The sequence below is a fragment of the Gluconobacter sp. OJB genome (genome assembly GCF_039638275.1).
In the GTDB taxonomy this organism is placed as follows: Bacteria; Pseudomonadota; Alphaproteobacteria; order Acetobacterales; family Acetobacteraceae; genus Gluconobacter; species Gluconobacter cerevisiae.
This window is the reverse complement of the sequence record NZ_JBDIWH010000001.1, coordinates 2,041,545-2,065,960: the sequence shown is the minus strand read 5'-3', so window position 1 is coordinate 2,065,960 and position 24,416 is coordinate 2,041,545. Positions and strand designations below refer to the sequence as shown.

Annotated in this window: 18 protein-coding genes and 2 pseudogenes; 11 read left to right on the top strand and 9 right to left on the bottom strand. The window is 58.5% G+C overall.

Features of this window, described 5'->3' with window-relative positions:
- Nucleotides 1-50: 50 nt before the first annotated feature.
- On the bottom strand, nt 51-1,829 hold the full coding sequence (locus tag ABDK74_RS09535; protein ID WP_346004199.1) for a chloride channel protein: 1,779 nt from the start codon (nt 1,827-1,829) through the stop codon (nt 51-53).
- Between the two features lie 167 nt (nt 1,830-1,996).
- On the opposite strand from ABDK74_RS09535, the gene ABDK74_RS09530 reads away from it, so the two are divergent.
- The 3 genes from ABDK74_RS09530 to ABDK74_RS09520 all read left to right on the top strand — a co-directional run bounded on the left by ABDK74_RS09530 (nt 1,997) and on the right by ABDK74_RS09520 (nt 6,288).
- Complete coding sequence (locus ABDK74_RS09530) at nt 1,997-2,764, top strand: alpha/beta fold hydrolase (protein ID WP_346003613.1); 768 nt, start codon at nt 1,997-1,999, stop codon at nt 2,762-2,764.
- Nucleotides 2,765-2,986: 222 nt separating this feature from the next.
- Nucleotides 2,987-3,715 (top strand): hypothetical protein, encoded by a 729-nt coding sequence (locus ABDK74_RS09525; protein WP_346003612.1) that lies wholly within the window; start codon nt 2,987-2,989, stop codon nt 3,713-3,715.
- Nucleotides 3,716-3,924: 209 nt separating this feature from the next.
- Nucleotides 3,925-6,288 carry an EAL domain-containing protein gene (locus ABDK74_RS09520; protein ID WP_346003611.1) on the top strand — a complete coding sequence of 788 codons (2,364 nt, stop codon included), beginning with the start codon at nt 3,925-3,927 and terminating at the stop codon, nt 6,286-6,288.
- Nucleotides 6,289-6,294: 6 nt separating this feature from the next.
- Here the strand turns inward: ABDK74_RS09520 and ABDK74_RS09515 are convergent, their stop codons facing one another.
- Nucleotides 6,295-6,942, bottom strand: coding sequence for a DNA-3-methyladenine glycosylase 2 family protein (locus tag ABDK74_RS09515; protein WP_346003610.1), 648 nt, complete (start codon nt 6,940-6,942; stop codon nt 6,295-6,297).
- Between the two features lie 237 nt (nt 6,943-7,179).
- Between ABDK74_RS09515 and ABDK74_RS09510 the strand changes: the two genes are divergently transcribed.
- The 5 genes from ABDK74_RS09510 (at nt 7,180) to ABDK74_RS09490 (ending at nt 12,047) form a co-directional block, all read left to right on the top strand.
- Nucleotides 7,180-8,298, top strand: a complete 1,119-nt coding sequence (locus ABDK74_RS09510; RefSeq protein ID WP_346003609.1) for a TonB family protein — start codon at nt 7,180-7,182, stop codon at nt 8,296-8,298.
- Between the two features lie 92 nt (nt 8,299-8,390).
- Nucleotides 8,391-9,338 (top strand): hypothetical protein, encoded by a 948-nt coding sequence (locus ABDK74_RS09505; RefSeq protein WP_194255497.1) that lies wholly within the window; start codon nt 8,391-8,393, stop codon nt 9,336-9,338.
- A 97-nt stretch (nt 9,339-9,435) separates the two neighbouring features.
- Entirely contained in the window at nt 9,436-10,323 is an 888-nt protein-coding gene (locus ABDK74_RS09500; RefSeq protein WP_194255496.1) for a hypothetical protein, read from the top strand.
- Nucleotides 10,324-10,476: 153 nt separating this feature from the next.
- The gene (locus ABDK74_RS09495; RefSeq protein ID WP_062027866.1) at nt 10,477-11,409 is read left to right on the top strand and encodes a ribose-phosphate pyrophosphokinase; all 933 of its coding nucleotides are present in this window, start codon (nt 10,477-10,479) and stop codon (nt 11,407-11,409) included.
- Nucleotides 11,410-11,459: 50 nt separating this feature from the next.
- Nucleotides 11,460-12,047 carry a histidine phosphatase family protein gene (locus ABDK74_RS09490; RefSeq protein WP_346003608.1) on the top strand — a complete coding sequence of 196 codons (588 nt, stop codon included), beginning with the start codon at nt 11,460-11,462 and terminating at the stop codon, nt 12,045-12,047.
- Nucleotides 12,048-12,351: 304 nt separating this feature from the next.
- On the opposite strand, the pseudogene ABDK74_RS09485 reads toward ABDK74_RS09490, so the two are convergent.
- The 3 genes and pseudogenes from ABDK74_RS09485 to ABDK74_RS09475 all read right to left on the bottom strand — a co-directional run.
- Nucleotides 12,352-12,870 (bottom strand): annotated as a pseudogene (locus tag ABDK74_RS09485) (IS5/IS1182 family transposase); the annotation flags it as partial.
- A gap of 30 nt (nt 12,871-12,900) precedes the next feature.
- Nucleotides 12,901-13,664 (bottom strand): IS5 family transposase gene (locus ABDK74_RS09480; protein ID WP_346002506.1). Its coding sequence is split into 2 segments (ribosomal slippage): nt 12,901-13,331 and nt 13,331-13,664, totalling 765 coding nucleotides; the frame shifts between segments, so codons are not numbered across the junction.
- Between the two features lie 137 nt (nt 13,665-13,801).
- Nucleotides 13,802-13,920, bottom strand: a pseudogene (locus ABDK74_RS09475) (IS5/IS1182 family transposase); the annotation flags it as partial.
- A 165-nt stretch (nt 13,921-14,085) separates the two neighbouring features.
- Here ABDK74_RS09475 and ABDK74_RS09470 point away from each other — a divergent pair.
- Entirely contained in the window at nt 14,086-16,026 is a 1,941-nt protein-coding gene (locus ABDK74_RS09470) for a peptidase M61 (RefSeq protein ID WP_346003607.1), read from the top strand.
- Nucleotides 16,027-16,156: 130 nt separating this feature from the next.
- On the opposite strand, the gene ABDK74_RS09465 is transcribed toward ABDK74_RS09470, so the two are convergent.
- The 4 genes from ABDK74_RS09465 to ABDK74_RS09450 form a co-directional block, all read right to left on the bottom strand.
- Nucleotides 16,157-17,677, bottom strand: coding sequence for an efflux transporter outer membrane subunit (locus ABDK74_RS09465; RefSeq protein ID WP_346003606.1), 1,521 nt, complete (start codon nt 17,675-17,677; stop codon nt 16,157-16,159).
- On the bottom strand, nt 17,674-20,784 hold the full coding sequence (locus ABDK74_RS09460) for a CusA/CzcA family heavy metal efflux RND transporter (protein WP_346003605.1): 3,111 nt from the start codon (nt 20,782-20,784) through the stop codon (nt 17,674-17,676). The genes ABDK74_RS09465 and ABDK74_RS09460 overlap by 4 nt, the downstream gene beginning before the upstream one ends.
- Before the next feature lie 18 nt (nt 20,785-20,802).
- Nucleotides 20,803-21,939, bottom strand: coding sequence for an efflux RND transporter periplasmic adaptor subunit (locus ABDK74_RS09455; protein ID WP_346003604.1), 1,137 nt, complete (start codon nt 21,937-21,939; stop codon nt 20,803-20,805).
- A gap of 260 nt (nt 21,940-22,199) precedes the next feature.
- The gene (locus ABDK74_RS09450) at nt 22,200-22,991 is read right to left on the bottom strand and encodes an OmpW family outer membrane protein (RefSeq protein ID WP_346003603.1); all 792 of its coding nucleotides are present in this window, start codon (nt 22,989-22,991) and stop codon (nt 22,200-22,202) included.
- A gap of 271 nt (nt 22,992-23,262) precedes the next feature.
- On the opposite strand from ABDK74_RS09450, the gene ABDK74_RS09445 reads away from it, so the two are divergent.
- Together ABDK74_RS09445 and ABDK74_RS09440 are read left to right on the top strand one after the other, a co-directional pair.
- Nucleotides 23,263-23,859: a helix-turn-helix domain-containing protein gene (locus ABDK74_RS09445; RefSeq protein ID WP_346004198.1), complete on the top strand. Its 597-nt coding sequence runs from the start codon at nt 23,263-23,265 to the stop codon at nt 23,857-23,859.
- 72 nt (nt 23,860-23,931) lie between these two features.
- Nucleotides 23,932-24,387 (top strand): hypothetical protein, encoded by a 456-nt coding sequence (locus ABDK74_RS09440; protein ID WP_346003602.1) that lies wholly within the window; start codon nt 23,932-23,934, stop codon nt 24,385-24,387.
- Nucleotides 24,388-24,416 lie beyond the last annotated feature (29 nt).

Here is a 24,416-nt window from a genome sequence, read left to right as displayed (position 1 = left end):
ATGTTGAAGCGGGAACGGCCCGATGCCAAGGGGGAAAGGCCGGAACCGGGTCAGGTTGGCAGACTGTCATCGCCCGCAAGGCTTCTGCGGCTGCGTTCGAGTTCCTCAGCATAGCGGCGTAGGGCGTGCTGTTCGGTCAAGGTTCCGATCACCTGCCGGGATTGTGGATCTTCGACGACGACAAGCGCATCGGCCTCGGCTTTTTCGAACAGTTCGATCGCCTCGCGAACGTTCATGAGCGGCGTGAGCATGGCGTTACGGAACAGAGCCAGCGTTCTGATCGACGTCTGGTCGGAAGGCGCGGCATGCAGTTCCGCCAGGTGGACGATGCCGTCATAATGACCGGCTTCATCAAGCAGAACGATCCGCTGGGCCGAGCCGAGGGGAAACAGCGTCTGTGCCCGGCTCACGGACGTCTCTGCCGGAAGCGTCCGGACCTGTCCTCGCATCATCCGGCGCACATTCAGAGAGCGCATCCAGCCGATATCGACGGCGGAGCGGATGGATTCGCCCCGTAGATGGAAGCGCCATGTCGCAAAGCTGTAGCCGAACAGGCGCCGCACCGTGAGCAGGGAAAGAACCGCAGCCACCAGCGTGGCACCGCTCATGGACACGCTGCCGGTCAGTTCCAGCATCAGACACACCATCGTCATGGGACTGCCAATAACCGCCACGGCCATCGCGCTCATGCCGATTAGGGCACACGCCGTAACGGAATCCGGCGCAACGCCCAAGGGGGCTAGAAGCGCGCCGTAGATCGTCCCGGCCAGCGACCCGAGATACAGCGACGCGAAAAACAGCCCTCCGCGAAACCCCGACCCGATACACAGGCACGATGCCAGCGCTTTCAGGAGCAAAAGCACGACAGCCATTCGCGCAGTAACATTCCCGGCGAAAACAGTCCGCATCGCTTCATGCCCTGCGGACAGAACAGACGGATGGAGTGTTGCCAGCCCCCCGACAATCAGCCCACCCACCGCCGGACGAAGCCAGACCGGGCCGGGCATGCGCCGGAACAGTCCCTCCGTCTGGGTGACGCAGAACATCAGCCCGATAGCCGTCAGCGCCGTCAGAACACTGATGAGGACTGCGCCCGCCGTTCCTTCCCACGACAGGTCTCCGGGAGACGGAATGACGATGCCCGGCGGCACACTGCCGAGAAAGCGCGTCACGCCCACACCTGCCAGCGCGGCCACGGCCACAGGGGACAGACTGCCCAGAGAATAGGACCCGATCACCAGTTCGAACGCATAAAACGCGCCAGCCACCGGCGCATCGAACGCGGCTCCGATTGCAGCCCCGGCCCCGGCTCCCACCAGCACACGCAAATCCTCACGACGCACCCGAAAGGAGCGCCCGATCCGGGAGCCAAATGCTGCCGCGATCTGGGTAAACCCGGCTTCAAGCCCGATGGAGCCACCCACGCCATTGGACAGAACCGTCTGGCAGACAATAACCAGACTGTCCCACACCGACATGCGCCCGCCATGCAGCGCATTCGCTTCGATGGGGTCCACCGGACTGCGCGGCATGATTTTTGCGATCAGCACCCCAAACAGGCCGATTACCAGGCCGCCGCTACTCAGGACTACGACTGTCCGGAGAGGTGGCAGGGCGCTCAGCCCGGACAGATGACCGCCGGCCCCGCCCGAAACACCAAAAAGCAGCCTGTGCATCCAGAAGGTGAGATGGGTCATAACGACCACGCACAGCCCCGACAGAACGCCGACAAATCCCGCCAATACGCTCAGCCAGATTTCATTACCACGAACCAGTGTTCGCAGATTCAAAGGAGCGTGAGGAAACAGACGCGCCTGAAAGCGGTTCATCCGCTGTCGCAACAGGCGGACACTCCCCTGAAAACGGTTTTCGGAACCCTCAGGAGAAGCAGGCGAAGGGGCGGGACTGGTAGACAAGCGGGCTCCCGGGCGGCAGGTGTGATCCTGTTTGACGGCAAGCGCGCTGCCGATCAACAGCTGTCATGGAAGGATCACCGATGAAACTGCATGCCATCGAACGCGGCGAAGGCCCGGAGACGGTCGTTTTCCTGCACGGACTGTTCGGACGGGCCCGGAATCTCGGCTTCCTCCAGCGCGGCGCGTCCGCGACCTTCCGGACACTGGCGCTGGATCTGCGCAATCACGGCCACAGCCCGCATGGTCCCGCCAGCTATGCCCTCATGGCACAGGACGTTCTGGAAACGCTGGACGATCTGGGAATCGAGCGCTTTGCAGTCGTCGGACACTCCATGGGCGGCAAGGTCGGCATGATGCTCGCCCTCGCCGCCCCGGAGCGCGTCACGAAGCTGCTCGTTGCAGACATCGCCCCGGCGCGAACGGGACATGGGCAGCGCGAGATGATCTCGAAGCTCGAAACCCTCACATTTCCCCCATCGCTGGAACGCCGGGAAGGTCTGGCCCTTCTGGAGCCCATCACAGGCAGCCGTCCCGTCGCCGAACTCCTGCTGCAAAACATCCGGCTGGGCGATTCTCCGGGCTGGAGCATCGGTTTCGACGCGCTTTCCCGCGACATTCATGACATCGAAAGCTGGCCCGACCTTCAGATTGCCCCCTACGAAGGGCCGGTGCTTTTTCTGCGTGGCGGAGCCTCGCCCTATGTCCTGCCCGAACATCACGATCACATCCTGGCGCTCTTCCCACATGCGGTGATTCAGTCTTTGCCCGATGCCGGACACTGGATTCACGTAGAACAGCCGCGGGCGTTTCTTAAGGAAATGATGGCGTTTCTTCAGGTTCCGGCCTGAAGAAAGACGTTACGACATCAAACAGGACTCAGGGATGGCTGTTTTGTGCTGGAAAAATTATTACGATAAAGCAACATTCACAGATTATAATATATTAATATTTTGCAAATTTAATAAAACTCAATTAAAATTAAAGTAAAAAACTTACTTTTCTGGTAAATTACCGCCTACAACATCCCTGCCAGAACGGCGCATGTAATAAACTTCTTCAGGATTACGCGGATGTACGCTCTACTGTTCTCCGAGCCTTTGGTAAATCGTGCCGAAATGCGTGTCTTTACACGCGAGAAAATCTATTCTTCCGCGCTGGCCCGGGGCGCAGCCCATGGCGACAGAGAGACTATTAAAGCCATGATGATCGGCTGGTGGCCTTTTATTCAGGCTTTTGAGCGCGCTATTGACGTACGCGTCGGCCACCTTCCCATCAAACCGCTCGTCCAGCGTTTCGGACAGGCCCGTATCAAAACCTTCTTTTCAGAAGCCCGTGAGGCCGTACGGGAAATGAAGGAAGAAGAAGGCTCACACGCCATTCTCTGGGCTGACGGCGCAAAAGAATTCGGCCTCGACCTGTATGGAACCCATTACGATACGCTTCCCACGGTCCAGAAGCTGATCGCCAATGCCGACAGCGAAGATCCCGTCGTCTTCTTCTCCTGGCTTGCTGCTGTCGAATACATCGCCGAAGAGCTGGCCGCCTATCTCTGTCATGCTCCGAAATTCACGGACATGTTCGCGAAGAAGCATTGGACCTGGGGTCTGGCGCATGATGAACATGAGCATGACGGCCCGTCCCATCTGGAAATCGATGAAGATCTGGCCCGCGGATATTATCCATCCAACGACCCCGACATCACCCGCACAGCCCTGACGGCCAATATGCGCGAATGTATTGAGATGTTTGAAAAAGCCAGTCACGAGATTTACGCCACAACACCAGAAATGGCGCATTAACGAAACCTTAACCTTTTAACGGCTATCTCCGTGCCCGGGCTGCCATACCTGGGGCGCGGAGATATTGTCTGCAACAGATTCGTTCTCTGCAAAGAAAAACTTCATAAATTTCTGTCATCGTGGCACCCTCCTCCGCTATTGGGAAGGTCCATGATGTTTTTGCCTGTCTCACCGGCTTCCGTTGTCGCCTCCCCGCAATGCGCGACATAATGACAGCTGTCCTGACCCTGCTGAAACACATGCAGTTTGCCCGGCTTTTTCCCTTCCGGGCAGAAATCCCAGCAGGAGCAGAGGAAGACATCCGCCTTTCGCGCTGCCGGGTCCTGCGCGGTCTGAACTTCTTCCATTTCATTCCTCAGGTTAGCGGCGGCCCAATCGCCTGCCTCTGCCTGATGAGAAATTATCCGACTTACGGCGTCATGCTATGTGGAGCAGTCCTGCTGCTGCTCGTGCTCTACAACATTTGCTTTTACATGATCCCAACCGAAAAACTGGTTGGCAGCAGACAAGCCTGGATTCTCAAGGGCATTAATTTCGCCTTTGCCCTTTGCTGGGCCACCCTCCCCCCCGTCGTGTTCCCATACGGCGACGCCAATGACCGGGTTTTGGTCGCAGGCCTTATGGTTGGCCTGACCGCGACAACCATCTCGCTCCTGCCCCTGACGGGGATTGGAGAAGTCATTGCGTCCATATTGATCCTGTCTTGTTGCAGCGCTCTTTTCGAAGCATGGCTAATCGATCACGGGATTTTCTATTTTTACGTCGCCATGGAAATGGCAATCTATCTGTTTTTCGTCCTGTCCCTGACTATGGCAGTCCGGACTCTGTTCACGGCTTTTCTGGTCAGCCGGTACTCCCTCGAACAGCGTAACAGCATCGTCCAGCTCCTGCTCCGCAATGCTGATGATGATACCGGAGACTGGCTGTGGGAGACCTGCGCATCCGGAAGTCTGCGCAATGTATCAGCCAGCCTGGCCTCCGCCTTTGGCAATAGCCGCGAGTGGCTTGAAACCCGCGTTTTCTTTGACATCCTCTCGGATCTGGCAGGTCCGGCCGCTTTTGACGCCGATGAACGGACGGGCCTTGGACGCCTGCGACAATGCCTCGACAACCGGATTTTCTTCCGGGACATCGTGGTCTCCGGCACTTTGCAGGGCCAGCAGCGCTTCTGGTCGCTTAGTGGTCGCCCGGTCTTTCAAGACCGTACCTTCGTCGGCTATCGCGGCGTCGGGACGGACGTGACCCAGACGCACTGGGCGCAGGAAAGTGCTTCCTTCAGGGCACGGCACGATCTGCTGACCGGTCTGCCCAACCGCGGCGCCTTCCTCGACGACATGGAAACCTATCTCATCGAGGCCGCGCGCACAGGAGAAGCATTCGCACTGCTCAACCTCGATCTGGACGGCTTCAAACAGATCAACGACCGACACGGCCATTCCGCCGGTGACGAGATGCTCCGCAAAGTCACGGTTGTCCTGAGCCGCACCCTGAGCGAACGCCACAGACTCTACCGTTTTGGCGGCGACGAATTCATGCTGCTCGAACGTCAGACGACTCCGGCTCAGGCTTCCGCCACAGCCTCAGGCCTCATCAATGCGCTGACGAACGTACCAATCCGGGTTGGCGAAGGCGTGCGCTGCGCGGTCGGTCTCAGTGCGGGAATCGTGTTGTCCATTGGCGGATCAGAACGCGTAGGAAGCCTTCTGGAAGCCAGTGACCTGGCGCTTTACGAGGCCAAGAGCCTCGGAGGCCATACGCATCGCTTCTACAATCCGGAGTTGCGGACGGTTGCCAAGCGGAACCGGGATCTGATCCGTGCGCTCCCTGAAGCGCTGGAGAAAGGCGATCTGGGGATTGTCTATCAGCCTTTCTTCAACACCCAGAGCCAGAAACTCTGCGGGTTTGAGGCACTGATCCGCTGGTCCCATCCCGAATATGGCCGCGTCCCCCCCGAACGGATCATCCAGCTTGCCGAAGAAGCCGGGCTGATCCAGAAGCTCGGCATCTATGTCATGGAGCGGGCCTGCCTCTTTGCCCGCGAGTGGGAAGACGGGCTGGTCCTGTCGATCAATGTCTCGGTCGGGCAGCTTGAAGCCCCGACCTTCCTTAAAGACACCTTTCGGGTTCTGGAAAAAACCGGCTTCCCGGCCCGCTGCCTTCAGATCGAGATGACCGAAAACATCTTCATGGAACCGGACGCCGCAACTTTCACACTCCTGAGTCGCCTTCAGAGCTCCGGAATCTCCATTGCGCTAGACGATTTCGGCAAGGGCTTCTCGTCTCTTGGATATCTGCGTTTCTTCCCGTTCTCGAAGATCAAGCTGGACGGTCTGTTCGTCAGGGACATGCTACGCGAATCCCGGGCAGCCTCCATCGTGCGCGCCGTGGTCGATCTGTCGATCGATCTGGGCGTGGCCGTGACAGCGGAGGGCGTGGAAAGTCAAGAACAGCTCTCCTACCTCAAGCGCTTAGGCTGCACGGAGGTTCAGGGCTATCTGCTATCACGCCCCCTTTCCCCTGAAGATACCCGTCAGTTCATGGCGACAACGCCGGTTGTGATGGAAGCGTCCTGATCAGCCTCAGGCCGTCAGGGGGTTGGGAGCCGTTTTCTTCCCTTCCTCCGCCACACGCCAGCAATACCAAGCCAGCGTCGAACGATAGGGGGAGAAGCGGGCTGTCTCCTCTTTCAACGCTTTTGGCTTGGGGGGCAGCTCCCGTCCCCGCAGACGACGCCAGCCTTCCCGAACGCCAAAATCATCGACGGGCATCACGTCCGGACGGTTTAGCGTGAACATCAACAGCATCTCGACGGTCCAACGTCCGATCCCGCGCAGCGTTACAAGGCGCATGATCAGCTCTTCATCCGTCATGCTCCGGGCATCGGCGCGGCTGGGAACGGTTCTGTCCAGACGGGCCTGCGCAACGCCCCGCATGGCCAGAAGCTTGTTTCCCGAAAGACCGCAGGCACGTAGGCTCTCCTCAGACAGTTCCAGAAGCTTTCCGGGCGCTGGCGGCGGTCCGTCCACCGTGCCCTGTTCCCCCAGAGCGCAGAGGCGCCCAAAAATTTTCCGCGCCGCCGCTCCATGAAGCTGTTGTCCCGCGATGGCGCGCAGAAGGGCATCATAAGGCTCCTGCCCGTCGTCCCCCCGCAGAGTACAGGGGCCGATACGCGCCATGGCCGCCGCAAGATCGGGATCAGACCCAAGAAGTGTGGCATAATCAGCCATCAGACATGCGCCTTTCCGGAAGTTAAGGTTCGGGTGACTCTTTGTGTCTTTCGTGGGTCTCGCATTACTGCCATGATATGCCAAGACAGACGCCCACCCCCAGCCCCGGATAACCAGCCTGCCGGATGACAACCCCGACCGCCCTGGTGCAAAAGGTCTGGCGATGATGCGACGCCACCCTCTTCTCGCCGACTGGCTGTTTTCTGCCAGATCCTTTCCCGACAGGCTGAGCCGCATATGAACGGATCATCCACCGCCACGTCGGGAAAGCCGCAGAAACGCGAACCCCAGCTCTTCGCCCCCTCGGCGCGGACTGCTCCCGCGCGCGCGCAGCATGCGCCGACTGGCAGACGCGAGCGCCTGCGGGATTACGTCCCACCAGTACTTCCGGTCCGTCCCGCGCTAACACCGATGATGCGGCCGCAGACCATTGTTGAAAACGGACCGACAGTTCCGTTCATTTTTTCAGCCGGACTCCACGCAGCCCTTCTGGCCTTCCTGCTGATGCAGAATCAGGGCATGCATGGCTCGCCTGCCGGGCAGGAGCAACCGCAGGTGGAAATGGTTTTCGATACACCGCCATCGAAAAGCAGCATGCGCGGCCCGCGTGAACATGAGCAGGGAGGCGAGCCGCCTCCCCCCTCAGCCCAAAGTCCGCAGGAAACACAGGAAAACCAGCAACAACCGGAGAAGGCGCAGTCCGCCCCGACACCCGCCGTCCCAACGCCCGAAACACCTTCCGCACCCGAAGTGCCCGAGGAACCCTCCGCCGAACTGCCCAAAACCGCGCCCACGCCTGCTCCCATCACACCGGGAGCAGCACCAAGCCACCGCAGTCAGCAAACATCGCAACGTGCCCATCACGCGCAGCGTTCCGTCCGTTCTGAACGAAACAACCCCTTCGCGCACCCGATGGATCTGTCATTTGGCGAACAGCCATCTCCCTATCGTCGCCGTCACGGCCGCGCGGCAGGGTCCGGCGGCCCGATCGACATGTCTCTGGGACCGCTCAGCATGAACGGCGCCATCAACGCGCCGTATCAGACCCGCACAAGCGTCAAAGGCGTCAGCGAGGATTACGGCGGAGAAATTGACCGCTGGATCCGAGCACATATGTATTATCCGGAAGAGGCCGCCCGCGCGGGCGAGGACGGTCCATCCTCGGTGCATGTCGTTCTGGACCGTTCGGGCCATGTGAAATCCGTCCGGCTCATGAGCCAGTCCGGCTCCTATTCGCTGGATGCGGCAACGACCGGCATGTTCCAAGGCGCGCATCTGCCGCCGGTCCCGCCGGACATGAAGGGCGACCATTTCGATATCGACGTGACGATCAACTACATCCTGATCCGCCGATAAAAGCGCCGATCGAGGCGAAAGGGCGCGGCTTCGACATCGGAGCCGCAATCCCATACAGTCCACCGGGTCACCGCCCTGTTACCGGAGCCCCGATGCGCCGTTTCCGTTCTCCCCTGCTGTCTCTGTGCCTTCCGCTGGCCCTCCCCTTGGCTTTGGGAGGCTGCTTCAGCCTTTCCCGGCCCTTCGCCGACCCCGGCCAACAGGCAAGATATCTCACGGCAGCCAATCTTCCTCCCGCACGCCTCGCCGTCCCGACCCCACCAAACGCCCTTCTGTCCGACGATGCCGCCGCGCTCTGGGCCCATGATGTGGCGCAGGCCATGGTCAACCAGTCCGTCCCCGCCATCGCACAGCCTCGCAAAAAAGGAGACTGGTGGGTGAAACTGAGTGCGACAACTCACGGCAATACGGTCGTCCCCCACTACGTCATCATGACTCCGGAAGGAAAAGTCCGCGCAGAAACGGACGGTCCTGCCGTAGATATGGCGGGATGGAGTTCAGGAGACAGGTTGACGCTACAGAACACCGCCATACAGGAAGCCCCCCAGCTTGCGACCCTGCTGACGGGTATTCAGGCAAACATGATGCAACAGGACCCGCACAGCCTCATGAACCGCGCGGCAAAAATCTGTTTCAAAGGCGTCACCGGCGCACCCGGAGACGGAAATGTATCTCTCGCCCGTGCTTTCTATTCGTCCTTTCCCGACAAAACCAACACGGTCACAACAACGGAAAAGGGCGCGGACTTCATCGTACGCGGGACGGTCGATCTCAAGACGGGCACTCCCGGCAACACCGGTCATCCGGTCGATCATATCGAAATCGTCTGGCATGTCCTGACGCCGGATGGGAAAGAAGCGGGCGCCGCCACCCAGTTGCACGACATCGCCCCTCATTCACTGGATGGCGCATGGGGTGACACGGCGGATATGGCTGCCGAAGAAGCCGCTCAAGGCGTACGGACCATCGTCACCAACTATTCAGGCCGCGAAAACGCCCCGCTGCCGGAGACAAAGGACAGTCCGAAAAAAGCGGCCTGATGCAGGAGATAGAATTTCCACCTTGAAATGTAACTCTAAGTATCTTTGTGTAACATATTTTGTTACATGACTCCGGCCCTTTCATCCGGAGTGTCCGATGCGTCTTTCTTGCCGTTTGCTGCTGTCCAGCCTGAGTTTCTGTGCAGGCTTTGCCCCTCTCGCCGCTTTTGCAGACCCGGCTCCGGTCATCGCCGTAAACCGCGAGATCGGCCTTTCAATGACAGGCACGTTCCGCAACACCGTCAGCGGCAACAGCTCCCACATGACGCAAACTGGCGGTTCCGGCCGCTATGCTTTCACTGAAGACTCCGCAAGCTCTTCCCGCTACCGCACCGTTGGCTGGACTCCCGGCTTTCAGGCAGACGCTTCGGTCATGTTTAACGCCTTCGGGATCGAGAACCTTTACGGCGCGCTCCATTTCTCACTCGAAGACGGCCAGAGAAACTACAAATCCCACTACCGCAGCTATTCCAGCAATTCTGCACCATACGGGTTCTCCGCAGGCGGAAACGACAGCTCCAACGGTACCGACAACCGCGGAGAAATCGGCAAGGGCTTTCTTCTGCTCTCCGATACCTTGCTGCTGACGCCTTTCATTCAGGGCGGGTATGTCACGAGCGGCAGTGACGGAGATTTCGGCTACGGCTCTGGCCGTTACTTCGCGGGCGCTGGCCTGAAGGCGGATTACGCTCTCACATCCCGCCTCGTCCTGCGTGGACGCTTCGGATGGGCGGAAGTTCTCAATTCCGGCATTTCCTACAACAACCAGCCACGTCCCCTGTGGGAAGGCGGCCTTGGCATGGATTACCGTATGACCCGGCGCCTCCATCTGACGGCCGGAGGAGACTACTCCTATATTTCCTACGGCCATGACCGGCAGGTGGAAGCCAGCACGGAATTTGGAACAGCCTATTCCTATTCGGGCGTTTCAAGTGCCCTGAGCAACGGTCTGAAGCTGCATGCAGGTCTGGCCTGGCAGTTCTGACCCCACCTGAAAAGACCTTATCCGGTCGGCACGGCATGCAGTGACCGGCCAACTGGTGCACGGAAAGAATGAAACAGGACGGATGACAGGGGGGCGCTGCGCTGTTAGAAGGCCAGCAACTTCCCTGTCGGACACCGGACGAGGCCGTTTTTCATGAAGATCGTAGCCTGCAACAGTAACCTGCCGCTGGCCCGTGCGGTCGCCCATGAACTCCGGATGCCTCTGTGCAAGACCGTAGTGAAGCGCTTTGCCGATGGCGAAGTCTTTGTCGAGATTCAGGAAAACGTCCGCGGTGAGGATGTCTTCGTCGTGCAGAGCACCTGCATGCCGACGAACGACCATCTCATGGAACTGCTGGTCATGCTGGATGCGCTGCGCCGTGGATCGGCCAAGCGTGTCACGGCTGTGATGCCATATTTCGGCTATGCCCGGCAGGACCGTAAATCCGGCCCCCGCACACCCATCAGCGCCAAGCTCGTGGCGAACCTTCTAACAGAAGCCGGTGCAAACCGTATTCTGACGATGGACCTGCACGCCATGCAGATCCAGGGCTTCTTCGATATCCCGACCGACAACCTTTACGCCGCGCCGCTGTTCGTGCGCGACCTCAAGACACGCCTGCCGGATCGGGAACTCATCATCGTCTCTCCGGATGTTGGCGGCGTGGTCCGTGCGCGTCAGCTCGCACAACGCCTGAACGTGGATCTCGCCATTATCGACAAGCGTCGCGAACGCGCCGGTGTATCGGAAGTCATGAACGTCATCGGTGACGTCGCCGGCCGCTACTGCGTGCTGGTGGACGACATCGTCGATAGTGGCGGATCGCTGTGCAATGCCGCCAACGCGCTCATGGCCCGTGGCGCAGAAGGCGTTGAAGCTTACGTCACTCACGGCGTTCTGACTGGCAATGCCTGCCAGCGCGTGAAAGACAGTCCGTTGAACATGCTGACGCTGACGGACAGCATTCCGGCAACCGAGGCCCTCCTCGAGACCCCGAATATCCGTCAGATCACGACAGCCAACCTCCTCGCCCGGGCTATGAGCGCCGTGGCCGATGAAAGCTCGGTTTCCTCACTGTTCGACTGAGCGTCCACCGGCCCGCCCTCACGCCACTCTCTTCGTGAACGGACTTGTCCATGACCCAGATTATCCCAAAGCCGTACTGGTATCTCCGTCATGGTGAAACCGACTGGAACGTCCAAGGACTGGCGCAGGGAAGAACAGACATTCCCCTCAATGAGACAGGCATCGCACAGGCCGTACGGGCCGGACAGGCCCTGGCCGTGCTTTTCCAGAACAACCAACGCCCCTTTGACCATATCATCTCATCGCCTCTCAGCCGTGCCACCGCCACCGCCATTCACGTTCGTGACGAGATCGACAGACTTGCTGGAATCACCTTACCGCTAAGGATCGAAGAAGATCTTTCAGAAGTCTGCTTTGGCATTCACGAAGGAGAAGCAATGAGTGACTGGTATCGTGATTGGATTGAAGCCGGCACCTCCCTTGAAAACGGCGAAAGCTTCAAAACCCTCACACAACGCGCCGTAGCAGCTGTAAACCAGGGCCTGGCATCTGAGGGAACACCGCTATTTGTCGCACACGGTGCCCTGTTCCGTGGATTGCGGGCTGGTATGAATTTGAATGTGAACGAACGCTTGGCAAACGCCGTACCCATCAAAGTTCAACCAGATTGTAAAAACTGGATTTTACAGACATTTTGAGAATCAAATGCGCATTAAATAATAAAATATGTAAGTAAAATCATATTCTCAATACTATCAAAGGGGCGAAATCTAGAATATGCGCCGCTTCCCTGCCCTTTTGAAGGGATAAGCATCATCTCGGAGCAATTCCGCGACACAACATGGAGAGATCGAAGAACCGTTGATGGATGTAATTAGCTTGTGATTTCTGGGTTTGGGTGTGTTGATTAATGGTTGCCGTGGTGGCTTCTGATCTGCGTTTTAAGTAGATTTGGGAAGATCATCCGATGGATCTGCCATGCTAATCCATTGATCCGCTCCCAAAACAGGACTCGGCACGTAATCGCATAACCGACTTTCCAGCATTCAATTTCTGGATATGCCGGAACATGGGCTTAAGATGCGGCTTTTTACGATGGACCTTCAAGACAAAGCCCTGATTTTCCATGAAGTCTTCATAGGTTTTTGAGCTGTATGCTGGGTCTGACCGAACTGCTGAGGCCGTATTGGTTTTGCCCAACAACCTCTCCCTCAATCGTGCGCCATCACTGGCAACCGCGTCTTTCCTGTTCGGATCAACCGGAATTTCCGGTCTGTGGAAATATGCGATTTGTAGCCAAAGAAAGTAATGACGAGATCGCTGGTCGGCATGGTTCCGCCATCTTGCCGCTTCACTTTGGAAAGCTTCAGTGTCCAAACGCGCATGACGATCTTTATGGGACAGCTTTGAGGGCTTCTCCTATCAGTCTTGCGAGATCCGTCCTTCACGCAGGTCCACCTTCTTCGTGTTCTTATTGCGCTGCCTAGTAACCGCTGCCACCAGCGTGGCATCAAGCACGCGCTCTCAAAACCCCAGACCTAGGCTCAGGACTCATTCTTTAAGATAGAAGATGAAGGTTGCTGCGATATGGATTGCGGACATGAAGATATGAGCGCAGCGGTCGTATCTGGTCGCAATACGTCGCCAGTCTTTGAGTTTCGCGAACATGTTTTCGATGAGGTGGCGCTTTTTATACAGATGCCAGTCGTAAGGCAGCTTTGATTTCCGGTTCTTTTTCGGGGGAATACAGGCAGTGATATTGCGTTCTGCAAGCGATAACCTGATCCGGTTGCTGTCATAGCCTCTGTCCCCGATGACTTCTTCTGTCTCTTCGGGGAGATCTGCCAGCAGCACGTCTGCGCCTTTGAAGTCACTGACTTGTCCTGCTGTCAGATAGAGGCGAACAGGCCTGCCCTGACTATCGCACACGGCATGGAGTTTTGAGTTCAGGCCGCCTTTTGTCCGTCCGATATGGCGGGGAAAAGCCCCTTTTTGAGTAGAGACGCCGCCGTTCTGTGTGCCTTGAGGTGTGTTGCATCGATCATCAGGCGCTTTGAACGGCCAGCCTGTTCTGTCAGGGCGACAAAGATCCGGTCGAAGACACCCAGGCGGCTCCAGCGAATAAAACGATTGTATAAAGTCTTGTGCGGGCCATACGCTTTCGGAGCGTCTTTCCACTGAAGCCCGTTGCGGATCACGTAAACGATTCCGCTCAAAACACGCCGGTCATCCACACGGGGCACTCCATGCGGCAGAGGAAAAAACGGCTCAATCCGCTCCATCTGGCGTTCAGACAGCAAAAATACGTCACTCACAGCCTTACCTCCATCGGTAAGCCTGTGAATCACAACGTCTCGCTCAGTTCAATATTTTAATAGGTCCTGAGCCTAGGAAGTGCATGAAGGACAGACGGACGATCGCCTTTTCTCCTGTCTGAATACGCCAGTGCCTACTCCAGATCAGGGGAGAACACCTCAAAATCCACAGTCTGGAAAAGGCTTTAAGCTGGTCACCAACACCACTCGGACGAGCAATTCGCTCTTCAACATCGAAGAAACCGGATTGTTTCACCATCCATCCTTCATCGTAAGATAAACGATGGGATCATAGACAGAGCCTGATAACCAGAGGAGTTTTTCGCCTCCCCAGCTTCTTGTGGTGAAGTAACTCCGCCTTGCCTCTCCGCTCCATCACAGTTACGTGTGATAGGATCTCGATTGCTAACCGGAAATACCGATGTCCCTTCTGCGCCCTCTGCTTGCACTGACCGTGTTCACAGCGCTGACCTCTCCTGCTCTCGCGCAGACCCAACCCATGCCATTGCCCATGCCCACTGCCATCCCCGAACCGCAGGACCGGGCTTTTCCAGGCACACTGACGGTCTCAGTCGATGCGACAGATACGCTTCACCACGTTATGTCGATTCACGAAACAGTTCCGGTACCGAAAGAAGCACAACAAAAGGGAGAGATGATCCTTCTGTATCCGATGTGGATTCCAGGCGACCATTCTCCTACGGGCGTGATCGAGCAACTTGCGAGCCTGCATGTGCAAAGCAATGGTCGCACACTGGACTGGAAACGCGATACGGTTAACGTCGCAGCGTTCCACATTCCCGTTTCCGCTACCACACCAACACTGGACCTTCACTTCCAGCTTCTGACGCCTATTGCCCCGGGTCAGGGGCGCGTGGTCATGACACCATCTATCGTCAATGTGCAATGGGATCAGGTTTCGCTCTACCCGGCCGGATATTTCACACGCGGTATTACAGTTCAGCCCTCTTTGCGCATTCCGCATGGCTGGCAGCTTGGCTCGGCCCTTCGTGCCGGAGTTTATGGTGACGAAACGCATTTCAACGCCACAACCTTCAACACCCTCGTCGACTCTCCGGTCTTTGCCGGACGCTATTTCCGAAAGTTCGACCTGACCGGCCCCGATCACGTCCCGGTCTCGCTGGATGTTGTGGCAGACGAGCCGGACTCGCTTGATGCAACGCCAACACAAATCGCGGCCCATCAAAACCTTATTCGGCAGGCCACGACGCTGTTCGCCTCACATCACTACGATCATTACGATTTTCTTCTCGCCCTGACGGACGAACTGGGGGGCATCGGCCTCGAACATCATCAGTCCAGCGAGAACAGCGCCGCTCCCGGCTATTTCACGGAATGGGACAAGACATTCCCCGAGCGTGACCTGTTGGCTCATGAATACACCCATTCCTGGAACGGAAAGTACCGCCGTCCGGCCGATCTGTGGGCACCGAACTTCAACACACCGCAGCGCGGGTCCATGCTGTGGGTCTATGAAGGTCAGACCCAGTACTGGGGCAATGTCTTGGCCGCGCGCTCCGGGCTCGTGACGAAGGATCAGGGTTTTGAAGCGCTGGCTTATATGGCGGCATCCTATGACAACCAGACGGGCCGTCAGTGGCGCCCACTGGAAGACACAACGAACGATCCGGTGATTGCGCAACGGGCACCGCTGTCATGGCGCGACTGGCAGCGTTCGGAGGACTATTACGTTGAAGGGCAGCTCGTCTGGTTGGATGCAGATGCTCTGATCCGCAAGCTCTCCAACGATCACAAATCGCTGGACGATTTCGCAAAAGCCTTCTTCGGCACCAATAGCGGCAGCTTCGTCGTCAGCCCCTATCAGTTCGACGATGTGGTCGCCACGCTCAACAGCGTGCAGCCTTATGACTGGGCCAAATTCCTGCACGACCGTCTGGACACGATCCAGCCGCACGCGCCGCTCAACGGCCTGACCAATGGTGGTTACAAGCTGGTCTATACGTCCAAGCCGACCTCCTTCATCAAGGCCAGCGAAGCCGCACGCCACACCACGGACCTGTCCTTCTCGCTCGGCCTGACGGTCAATGCGACCGGACGTGTGGGACGTGAGCACTGGATGAGCCCGGCCTTCAAGGCAGGTCTGGTTCCGGGTGTGACGATCGTGGCCGTCAACGACATGAGCTTCACGCCTCAGCGTCTGCTTCACGCCGTCACGGACGCGCAGAAGGATCCGAAGCAGGATCTCCGTCTGATCGTGAAGTCCGGCGACCATGTCACCACGGTCTCCATCCCCTATCACGACGGGCTGCGTTACCCGCATCTGGAGCGTATCGCAGGCACGCCGGATCGTCTGAGCGCGATTTACTCAGCGCGTCAGTAAGGCTGACACTTCCGGGGCGCTGCCCCGGAACCCCGCAAAGGGACCCAGTCCCTTTGATCCCGATTCAAACGTAATGGTTTCCAAAGGCCCCCGGCCTTTGGCGGGTTTCAGGGCAGAGCCCTGAACACTCTCACCAAGGCAGCAACGACTTCCCAAGCGCCTTCTGGGCCGCTGGTGTCATGCCCATGTCATTACGGTTCCACCAGCCACCGCCAAGCGACTGGAACAGCCCCACGCTGTCAGAGAAACGCGCACCCTCGGCCTGAACATAGGCCAGACGCGCCTGCGCATCTGTCTGCTGGGCCTGAAGCAGCACAAGCTCACTAACATCTCCAAGCCGCAACTGCCCGCGGGCAATCGTCATATTCTGGGTCGTTGCCTTCAGCAGATCCTCGTCGGCCTTCAGAGCGTCGGCGTCGAATGTGACGGCATGCAGACTGTCCGCCACGTCCTGAATGGCGGACAGGACGGTGGCTTTGTAGGTCTCGTTGGCCTGAAGCAGATTGTCCCGCGCCTGACGCTCGGCATGAAGCAGCGAACCACCCTGGAAAATAGGCTGCATAAGGGTCGCGGCGATCGTCCAGTTGCCATAACCCGGCTTGAAGAAATCACTCATGACCCCGACAGCCTGCGCCGGTGTGGCGCTGAGTTGCACGTTCGGCAGGCGGTTGGCGATGGCTATGCCAATCTGCGCGCTGGCAGACTGGATCTGCGCCTGTGCAGCCCGTATGTCCGGACGCTGGTTCAGCAGGTCAGACGGTAGCGAAACCGGCAGCACCTTCGGCAGTGTGAACTGCTCCAGACGGAACTCTGGCAGCGGCGCGTTGGGGGTCACCCCCACCAGAACCGCCATCTGGTCCCGCGTCTGGGCCAGTTGCAGACTCAGGCCCGGAAGCGTCGCCTCAAGCTGTGCCACAGACGCCAGCTGCTGCGCCATGTCCTGCCGCGACGCATTGCCGATGCCCTGCTCGGACGTCACCGTCTTCAGCACGGCGCGCTGGCTACGGATCAATTCGTTCGTAGCGTCAATCTCGGCACGGATCGTGGCTTCCTCGATCGTCGCATTTACAAGATCGGAAATCATGGTCAGCGCAGTGGCTTCAAGCTGAAACTTCTGCAAGTCAGCCTGTGCTCCGGCGGCCTCGATCGCGCGGCGCGTTCCACCCCACAGATCCGGCACATAACCGATATTCAGCTGCGCGGTATGAACGTTATAGAGCCACACATTCGAGTTCGGAATCGGAGAATAGACGCGTGACGTCTTGTTCCGGGTCGGGTTGAACGAGGCCGACAGCGTCGGATACAGACCCGCACCCTCAATCCGCCGCTGCTCCCAGGCAGATTTCAGTCCCTGCTGCATAGCGCGCAGAGACTGGTTGTTCACCAGCGCCTGATCAACAAGCGCATTCAGGGACGGATTGCCGAACACCGTCCACCACTGGCCCGGAATATCCACGCCCGACTGGAACTGCTGCGGTACGGTCGCACCCGCTACTCCGTGCCCGGCGGTCGCGGTCAGGGGGCGGCCCTGATAAGCTGCATTCCTGGGCAGATCGGGGCGGTGAAAATCCGGACCTACCGCGCAAGCGGAAAGCGCCGTCACACACAGCAGAAGCGACGTACGAGGAACCATCATGGAACGCATCTTCATGATCCGGCTCCCTCGACAGCAGATTGCGGACGCTTCTTCGCATCCCGGCGTTCAACCCACATTTCAAGCTCGCTGAAATAGACTGGCAGCGCAAACAGCGTCAGCAGCGTAGCAATCCCCAGACCACCCACCACGACCGTCGCCAGTCCGCGCTGCACGTCCGTGCCCACACCTGTGGCAAGAGCTGCTGGCAACATACCTGCTGTCGCCACTGTCGCGGTCATGAGCACCGGACGGAAGCGTTCGGCAGCGCCTGCGATGGTGGCATCCCGAACACCCAGACCTTCCAACCGGTGACGGTTGATGCTGGCGATCATGATAATGCCGTTCTGCACAGCCACACCGAACAATGCGATGAAGCCCACGGCGGTCGCAATATTGAGCGTCTCGCCCCGCACATGCAACGCGATCAGACCGCCCAGAGTCGCCAGCGGCACGACGCTGAGGATCAGAAGCGCCTGCCGGATCTTGCGGAATTCGGCAAACAGCAGAACCAGCATCACCGCGAACATTACGCCCAGCGCGATCATCAGGCGCTTTTGGGCCCGTTCTTCCTGCTGGAAGGAACCAGCCCATTCGAGGGTGTATTTTTCCTTGTCGAAATGCAGCTGCTGATCGATCCGACCCTGCGCATCCGCCAGATACTGCGATAGCGGACGCTTGCCGTTGTCCACGCGAATGGTGACCTGACGATGGCTCATTTCATGAGCGATATTGCTTTCGCCCATATGCAACCCGACATGCGCAACCTGAGACAGCGGAATATAGGCACCTTCCGCATCTAGAAGCGGGATCTGCGACAGGGACTGCATATCCTGCAGGTCTTTGCGACGGATATGGAGCGTCGCGTTATAGAAGCGATCCCCTACATAGACGGTCGTGATGGGCGCATCGCCAATGGCGTTCGACACAACGTCGGAAATATCCGAAATGCTGATGCCATAGCGCGCAGCAGCCAGACGATCGGCCTCGACTTCGATCTGGGGAATACGCGGTTCCTGAAAGATCGACGCTTCCGCCGTCCCCGGAACCTGATGGAGAATATCCACGATCTGCTGACCGATGCGGCGCAGTTCCTGAAAATCATTCCCATAGACGCGCAGTACCAGCGGGCTGTGCGCCCCGCCGACCAGATCGCTCATATTGTCCTGAATCGGCTGGCTGATGCCGAAATCGATCCCCGGAATCTGCGACAGACGTCGGCGCAGACGCTCGACGAACTGCGCCTTGGTCTCACCGGATGGCCACTGGTCATACGGCTTTAGGCCGACCGGCATTTCAATATGCGACGGCGTCCATGGGTCGGTTCCGTCGTCCGAGCGCCCAAGCTGCGTGATGGCATAGGACGTTTCAGGGAACTCCCGGATCGCGTGGCGTAGCTCATTGGCGATGGACTCGCCCTTTTCCAGCGAAATGCCAGTGGGCATCTGCACCTGAAGCCAGAGCGACCCTTCATCCAGATCCGGCAGGAACTCCCTCCCGATCGACGCCCCGAGAAACACAACCGCAACCATCGCCGCGATACCCGCACCATAGGCAATCAGCGGACGATCGATGAAATGGCCAAGCCAGTAGGTATAGCGGGCGTGCAGCCATTCCAGCGGGCGATTGTGCCAGATGTGCTTGGGCTTGCGGAGTGCCAGATAGGTCAAAGCCGGAATGAGCGTCAGGGCGCAGAGCAACGCGCCCAGCAGCGCGAAACTGACGGTATAGGCCATCGGGCGGAAAAGCTTGCCCTCGCTGCCTTCAAAGGCAAAAAGCGGGCTGTAGGCCACGATGATAACGAGCGTGGACGAGAAGATTGCCCGCCCCGCACGCTGCGCAACCGGCAGGACCTCGACAGGATCGAGCGCCTCGGTCGGGCGTTCCTCGCGGATGCGGAGGATCGTCTCGGTAATAACGATCGCACCATCCACGATCACGCCGAAATCAATGGCGCCAAGCGAGAACAGGTTCGCCGACATCCCAAAACTGTGCATCAGCACGAACACAACCGACAGCGCGAGCGGGATCGTCACGGCCGTGACGATGGCACTGCGCGGACTGCCGAGAAACAGCGTCAGGATCACACAAACGAGGACGATGCCCTCGATCATCGTTTCCGTCACCTTGTGCGTCGTGGAGAGCACAAGATGGTCACGGTCCATATACGGCACAATGCGCACATGGCTGGGCGCGAGCTGCTGCTGGAGCTTCGCCACCGTACTGTGAAGGCCGTCGAGTACGAGCGAGGGGTTCTCCCCACTCAGCATCGTCACCACACCCTCAATCGTATCGGGATTGCGGTCCTTGCCGAGAATGCCCTGACGGACCTGATGCCCGAACTGGACGCGTCCCAGATCTTTCACAAAAACCGGCACGCCGCCATGACTGGCGACGACGATGTTCCCCATGTCATCCAGATTATGGATCATCCCGATCCCGCGGATGATATAGGACTGCTCGCCCCGGCTCACACGGCCACCACCGGCATTGGCGTTGCTGGTGCGGATGGCAGTCAACACGTCTTCGAGGCCGACATGGTAGCGTTGCAGGGAGTCAGGATCGAGAACGAGCTGGTATTCGCGCGTCAGCCCACCGAAATTGTCTACATTGACGACGCCGGGCACACGCTGGATCGCGGGAATGATGGTCCAGCGCTGAAGATCAGACAGCTCCAGCAGGTTCTTGTCGTCGGATTCCAGAGTATAGCGATAGATCTCGCCGCTCGGCCCTGAAATCGGCCCCAGCGACGGCATGGCGCCATTGTTCAGCGGGTTGTTGGCAAGCTGCGTCTCGACGAGCTGACGCGCCGCATAAACATTGGTGCCTTCACGGAAAATCAGCGTAATCAACGACAGGCCGAACGTGCTGGTGGAGCGACTGTCCGTCACGCCGGGGACGCTGGCCAGCGTCCGCTCAAGCGGGATCGTGACCTGCTGCTCCATTTCCTCGGCAGCCAGACCTTCCTGCTGGGTCGTGATCGACACACTGACCGAGCCCAGATCCGGATAAGCCTCGACCGGCAGGATCTTCCATGAAAGACCGCCAAGAAGCGCCAGAATCAGGGCAGAGAAGAAAACGATGTTCCGGTGATTGAAGCACCAGGAAATGAAACGCTCGATCATCAGCTCAGGGCCACCGGATCAGTCATCATTCAGAAGAATGGCACCGCTCGTCACGACGCGTTCTCCTGCGGAAATGCCCTTGAGCACACGAACATTTTCACCTTCATCATAGCTGATGGCGATATCCCGCCGCTGGAAGGTGTGGGGCGCAGTCTCAATGAAAACCGACACCTGATCGTTGTTCATCAGAAGGGCGGCCTTGGGAATGATGATCTCGCTGGGCTGCGGGATATTCAGTGTCGCATTCACATACATGCCCGGACGCAGGGCGCCATCGGTGTTGGGGCAGGCGACATAGGCATTGATCCGGCGTGTATCGATATGGAGTGCAGGATCAAAACTGATGACCTGACCCGAACAGGTGCGCCCCGGAAATTCCTCAAAGCTGACCGACAGCACGTTACCATCCGCGATCTGCGCCAGATTTTCCTGCGGAATGGCGGCGGCGATCCAGACCTGCGACAGGTCCAGAACCGTCATCTGAATAGCGGTCGGATCGGTAATGTTCTGCCCCGGCGCCATGATCGTCGTGGAAACGACACCATCCACGGGAGACACAAGCGGCGCCTGCCCCTTTGCGGAATAGCCGGGTCGCGCCCCCAGAACCTGAAGCCTGCGCTGCGTGCGCTCGGCTTCCGCCTGCGCCTGCGTCAGATCGTTGCGGGCAGCTTCAATATCCTTGACGGCATTCCCCCCGATCGCCTGAACGCCCTGCGCGCGCGCATAGGCACGGCGTGCAAAATCAAGGGCGGCACGGGCACGTGTGTCGTCGGCCCACGCCTGATCCAGATCACCAGCGGCGATCGTGGCCAGAACCTGTCCGCGCTGCACATGCTGGCCCAGATGAACCAGAACATCCGTAATCCGGCCCGCGACAGGCGCATACACATTCACCTGCCGACCCGGTTCCGTCATGACCTGCGCCGGAAGCAGAATACCATGACCACGGGACACGCTGACAGCAGCCTGGACCGTCAGACGTTTCTCAAGCGGACTGCCTTCCCGAACGACAAGACCGTCCTTCGACTGCGTCACCATAGGAGGTTCGGTCGCTGCAACAGGCGAATGCGGGGATCGGAATCGCAGGACGACGACGAGAAGGATGGCCAGGCACAGCAGACCAATGGCCCACGCGCCGACGCGGGTAACGCGCATGCTGATAGAAAACCCCGTAACTCTGTCAGGACAGACGTCCCGTTTTGACTGAAACGTCTGGACAATGACCGATCGGCCACGGTCCGGACGATTTCATATCCCATGGAAGGACGCCAGACGTCACATACGGAAACGAAAAGATTTTTGCACTGACCGAATGATCGGATTGCAAAAGTTTTATGTGATTGCCACAAAAATGCAAAAAAGCGGCCCTTCGGAGAAAGGCCGCTTTCCTGATAAGCCGGTTTCTGACCCGAAGCTCAGAAACGATATTCAATACCCGCGCCAACAACGGTCGGGTCAAGGGAGTCATGTGCCGTGATCTTCGTGGTTTCGGCATTGTTCTGCGCCCAGGCATGGACCCGCATGAACATCTGCTTCACGTCGAAGTTGAAGAACCAGTTGCCGACGACCTGATAGTCGAAACCGATATTGACCGACGGGCCACCAGTCACGCCGACATTGAGCTTCTGCGTAAGCGGACCACCGGCAGGGGAGACGTTATGGAACCATGCCAGCGTCGCACCAACACCCACATACGGGTTGAAACGCTTGTGCGGACGGAAATGCCAGGCAAACGTCACGGTCGGCGGCAGAACCCAGGCGCTGCCCACATCAACCTTGCCCAGACCCGGAACGCCTTCAGCAGCGATCTCATGACGCGTACTGGCGGCGATCAGATCGACCGAGACGTTGTCCGTAAAGAAATATTCGAACGTCAGCTCCGGCATAACCTGACGCGTCGTCTTGACGCGGCCCCCGAGATGCGCACCGTTCAGTCTCAGGCTGCTGTCACGATCTTCCGGCATGACGCCAAGCGCAGACAAACGAACGATGAAGTCGCCCTTGCCCAGTCCGATGCGCGTGTTGGCGCAGGTCTGGAACAGGCCGCAATGGCCGGAGGCAGGCGCATGGATGTTTACGGACGGCACAGGAGCAGCCGTCATGGGCGCACTGACCATAACCTGGGGAGCCGGAGCAGTGACCTGTGCAAACGCGGGAGTTGCAACGGTACCGACTGCGGCGGCCAGCGCGAAAGCGTTAAATTTCATCTGGAATTTCCATCACCATTCGTTGAGCCTCACAAAGCACTCCTCCCCCTCCATCACATTGACCTGAATCAAGTCTGGTAAATTATGTGGTAGTGTGGCTGAAAGTCTTCAGGCTGCGCTCAGCACAACGGGAACAGGATTCATCATGTCTGCGTCACATACTCCAGAGGATGTCCATGATCGATGCGCCCATTGCGTAGGGCGACGTCTGAGTGTGTGCAGCAGCATTGACGACTGTGATCTTGCCATTCTTGCAAACGAGTCTTCACGAATGACCGTTTCTGACGGTCGATCCTTTATAGAAGAGGGTGCACCCGCCAACGATTTCTTTGTCGTAACCGGTGGCAGGGTCAAGCTCTTCACTCTTCTCCCTGATGGACGGCGCCAGATCACCGGTTTTGCGGAAGGCGGAGACTTTCTCGGTCTCGCAGCGTCCACCAGCTACGCCTTTGGCGCTGAAGCCCTCGGCGGGGCGACGCTCTGCCGCTTCCCCCATGCCGGCATGCAACGCCTGACCGAACGCTTTCCCAGTCTTGAGCACCGCCTGCGCGAGGAAGCCTCCCGCGAGTTGGCCCTGATGCAGGCCCGCATGACCCTGCTGGGCCGCAAAACAGCCCGCGAGCGCGTAGCCACATTCCTGATCGAGCGCTGCCAGAATCTGGAAAAACCCGATCTGTCCCATCCCGTCGAACTCGACCTTCCGATGCCGCGTACCGATATCGCAGATTATCTCGGACTCACTATTGAAACGGTCAGTCGCATCCTCAGCGCCTTCAAAAAAGAAAAGCTCATCAGTATCCGAAGCATTACCCACATCACGTTACTGATGCCTGAACGGATATCGACGATTGCGGAAGGCATGGAATAGGCCCCTTTTCAAAAAGCCACATTCCCGCCATCAGGACGCTCTATGTTTTACTGATCGTTTACAGGAGATGTCATGACGTTCATTCCTTTCCCCCGCACGATGCTCGCTGTCGGACTGATTGCCGGAGCCGTTTCCCTTGCGCCGCAGGCCTACGCCGCAGACACCACACCTTCCAGCGCCTGCCAGCAGACTGGCCAGAATGATGTCATCGAACGCTTGGCCCAGCGGGAAGACTGCCTGAACAGCAAGGTCCAGAACTACCAGAAACAGTCTCAGGAAGCTCAGGCCGCACGCGAAAAGCGGATTCAGGACCTGAAGGACAAATATACAAACGCGCCTGCCAACGAGAAGGCACGCCTGCAAAAGCAGATCGCTGGCGAACAGTCCAAGCTGACCAACCTGCGCGATCAGGAAAACCAGCGTCTGCAACACCTCAAGAATGCTCCGCAGGAACAGCGCAACCGCCTTAACGCACTGGGTAACAAGACCCGCGGTGATGTCAGCAACTTCCTGAACGGCGGTCTCTGATCCTATCAGTCCGGCCCCGCCCGCGGGGC

Coding starts and splice junctions, on each gene's coding strand:
- ABDK74_RS09535 (WP_346004199.1), bottom strand. CDS start 1,829: ATGAACCGCTTTCAGGCGCGTCTGTTTCCTCACGCTCCTTTGAATCTG.
- ABDK74_RS09530 (WP_346003613.1), top strand. CDS start 1,997: ATGAAACTGCATGCCATCGAACGCGGCGAAGGCCCGGAGACGGTCGTT.
- ABDK74_RS09525 (WP_346003612.1), top strand. CDS start 2,987: ATGTACGCTCTACTGTTCTCCGAGCCTTTGGTAAATCGTGCCGAAATG.
- ABDK74_RS09520 (WP_346003611.1), top strand. CDS start 3,925: ATGACAGCTGTCCTGACCCTGCTGAAACACATGCAGTTTGCCCGGCTT.
- ABDK74_RS09515 (WP_346003610.1), bottom strand. CDS start 6,942: ATGGCTGATTATGCCACACTTCTTGGGTCTGATCCCGATCTTGCGGCG.
- ABDK74_RS09510 (WP_346003609.1), top strand. CDS start 7,180: ATGAACGGATCATCCACCGCCACGTCGGGAAAGCCGCAGAAACGCGAA.
- ABDK74_RS09505 (WP_194255497.1), top strand. CDS start 8,391: ATGCGCCGTTTCCGTTCTCCCCTGCTGTCTCTGTGCCTTCCGCTGGCC.
- ABDK74_RS09500 (WP_194255496.1), top strand. CDS start 9,436: ATGCGTCTTTCTTGCCGTTTGCTGCTGTCCAGCCTGAGTTTCTGTGCA.
- ABDK74_RS09495 (WP_062027866.1), top strand. CDS start 10,477: ATGAAGATCGTAGCCTGCAACAGTAACCTGCCGCTGGCCCGTGCGGTC.
- ABDK74_RS09490 (WP_346003608.1), top strand. CDS start 11,460: ATGACCCAGATTATCCCAAAGCCGTACTGGTATCTCCGTCATGGTGAA.
- ABDK74_RS09470 (WP_346003607.1), top strand. CDS start 14,086: ATGTCCCTTCTGCGCCCTCTGCTTGCACTGACCGTGTTCACAGCGCTG.
- ABDK74_RS09465 (WP_346003606.1), bottom strand. CDS start 17,677: ATGAAGATGCGTTCCATGATGGTTCCTCGTACGTCGCTTCTGCTGTGT.
- ABDK74_RS09460 (WP_346003605.1), bottom strand. CDS start 20,784: ATGATCGAGCGTTTCATTTCCTGGTGCTTCAATCACCGGAACATCGTT.
- ABDK74_RS09455 (WP_346003604.1), bottom strand. CDS start 21,939: ATGCGCGTTACCCGCGTCGGCGCGTGGGCCATTGGTCTGCTGTGCCTG.
- ABDK74_RS09450 (WP_346003603.1), bottom strand. CDS start 22,991: ATGAAATTTAACGCTTTCGCGCTGGCCGCCGCAGTCGGTACCGTTGCA.
- ABDK74_RS09445 (WP_346004198.1), top strand. CDS start 23,263: ATGACCGTTTCTGACGGTCGATCCTTTATAGAAGAGGGTGCACCCGCC.
- ABDK74_RS09440 (WP_346003602.1), top strand. CDS start 23,932: ATGACGTTCATTCCTTTCCCCCGCACGATGCTCGCTGTCGGACTGATT.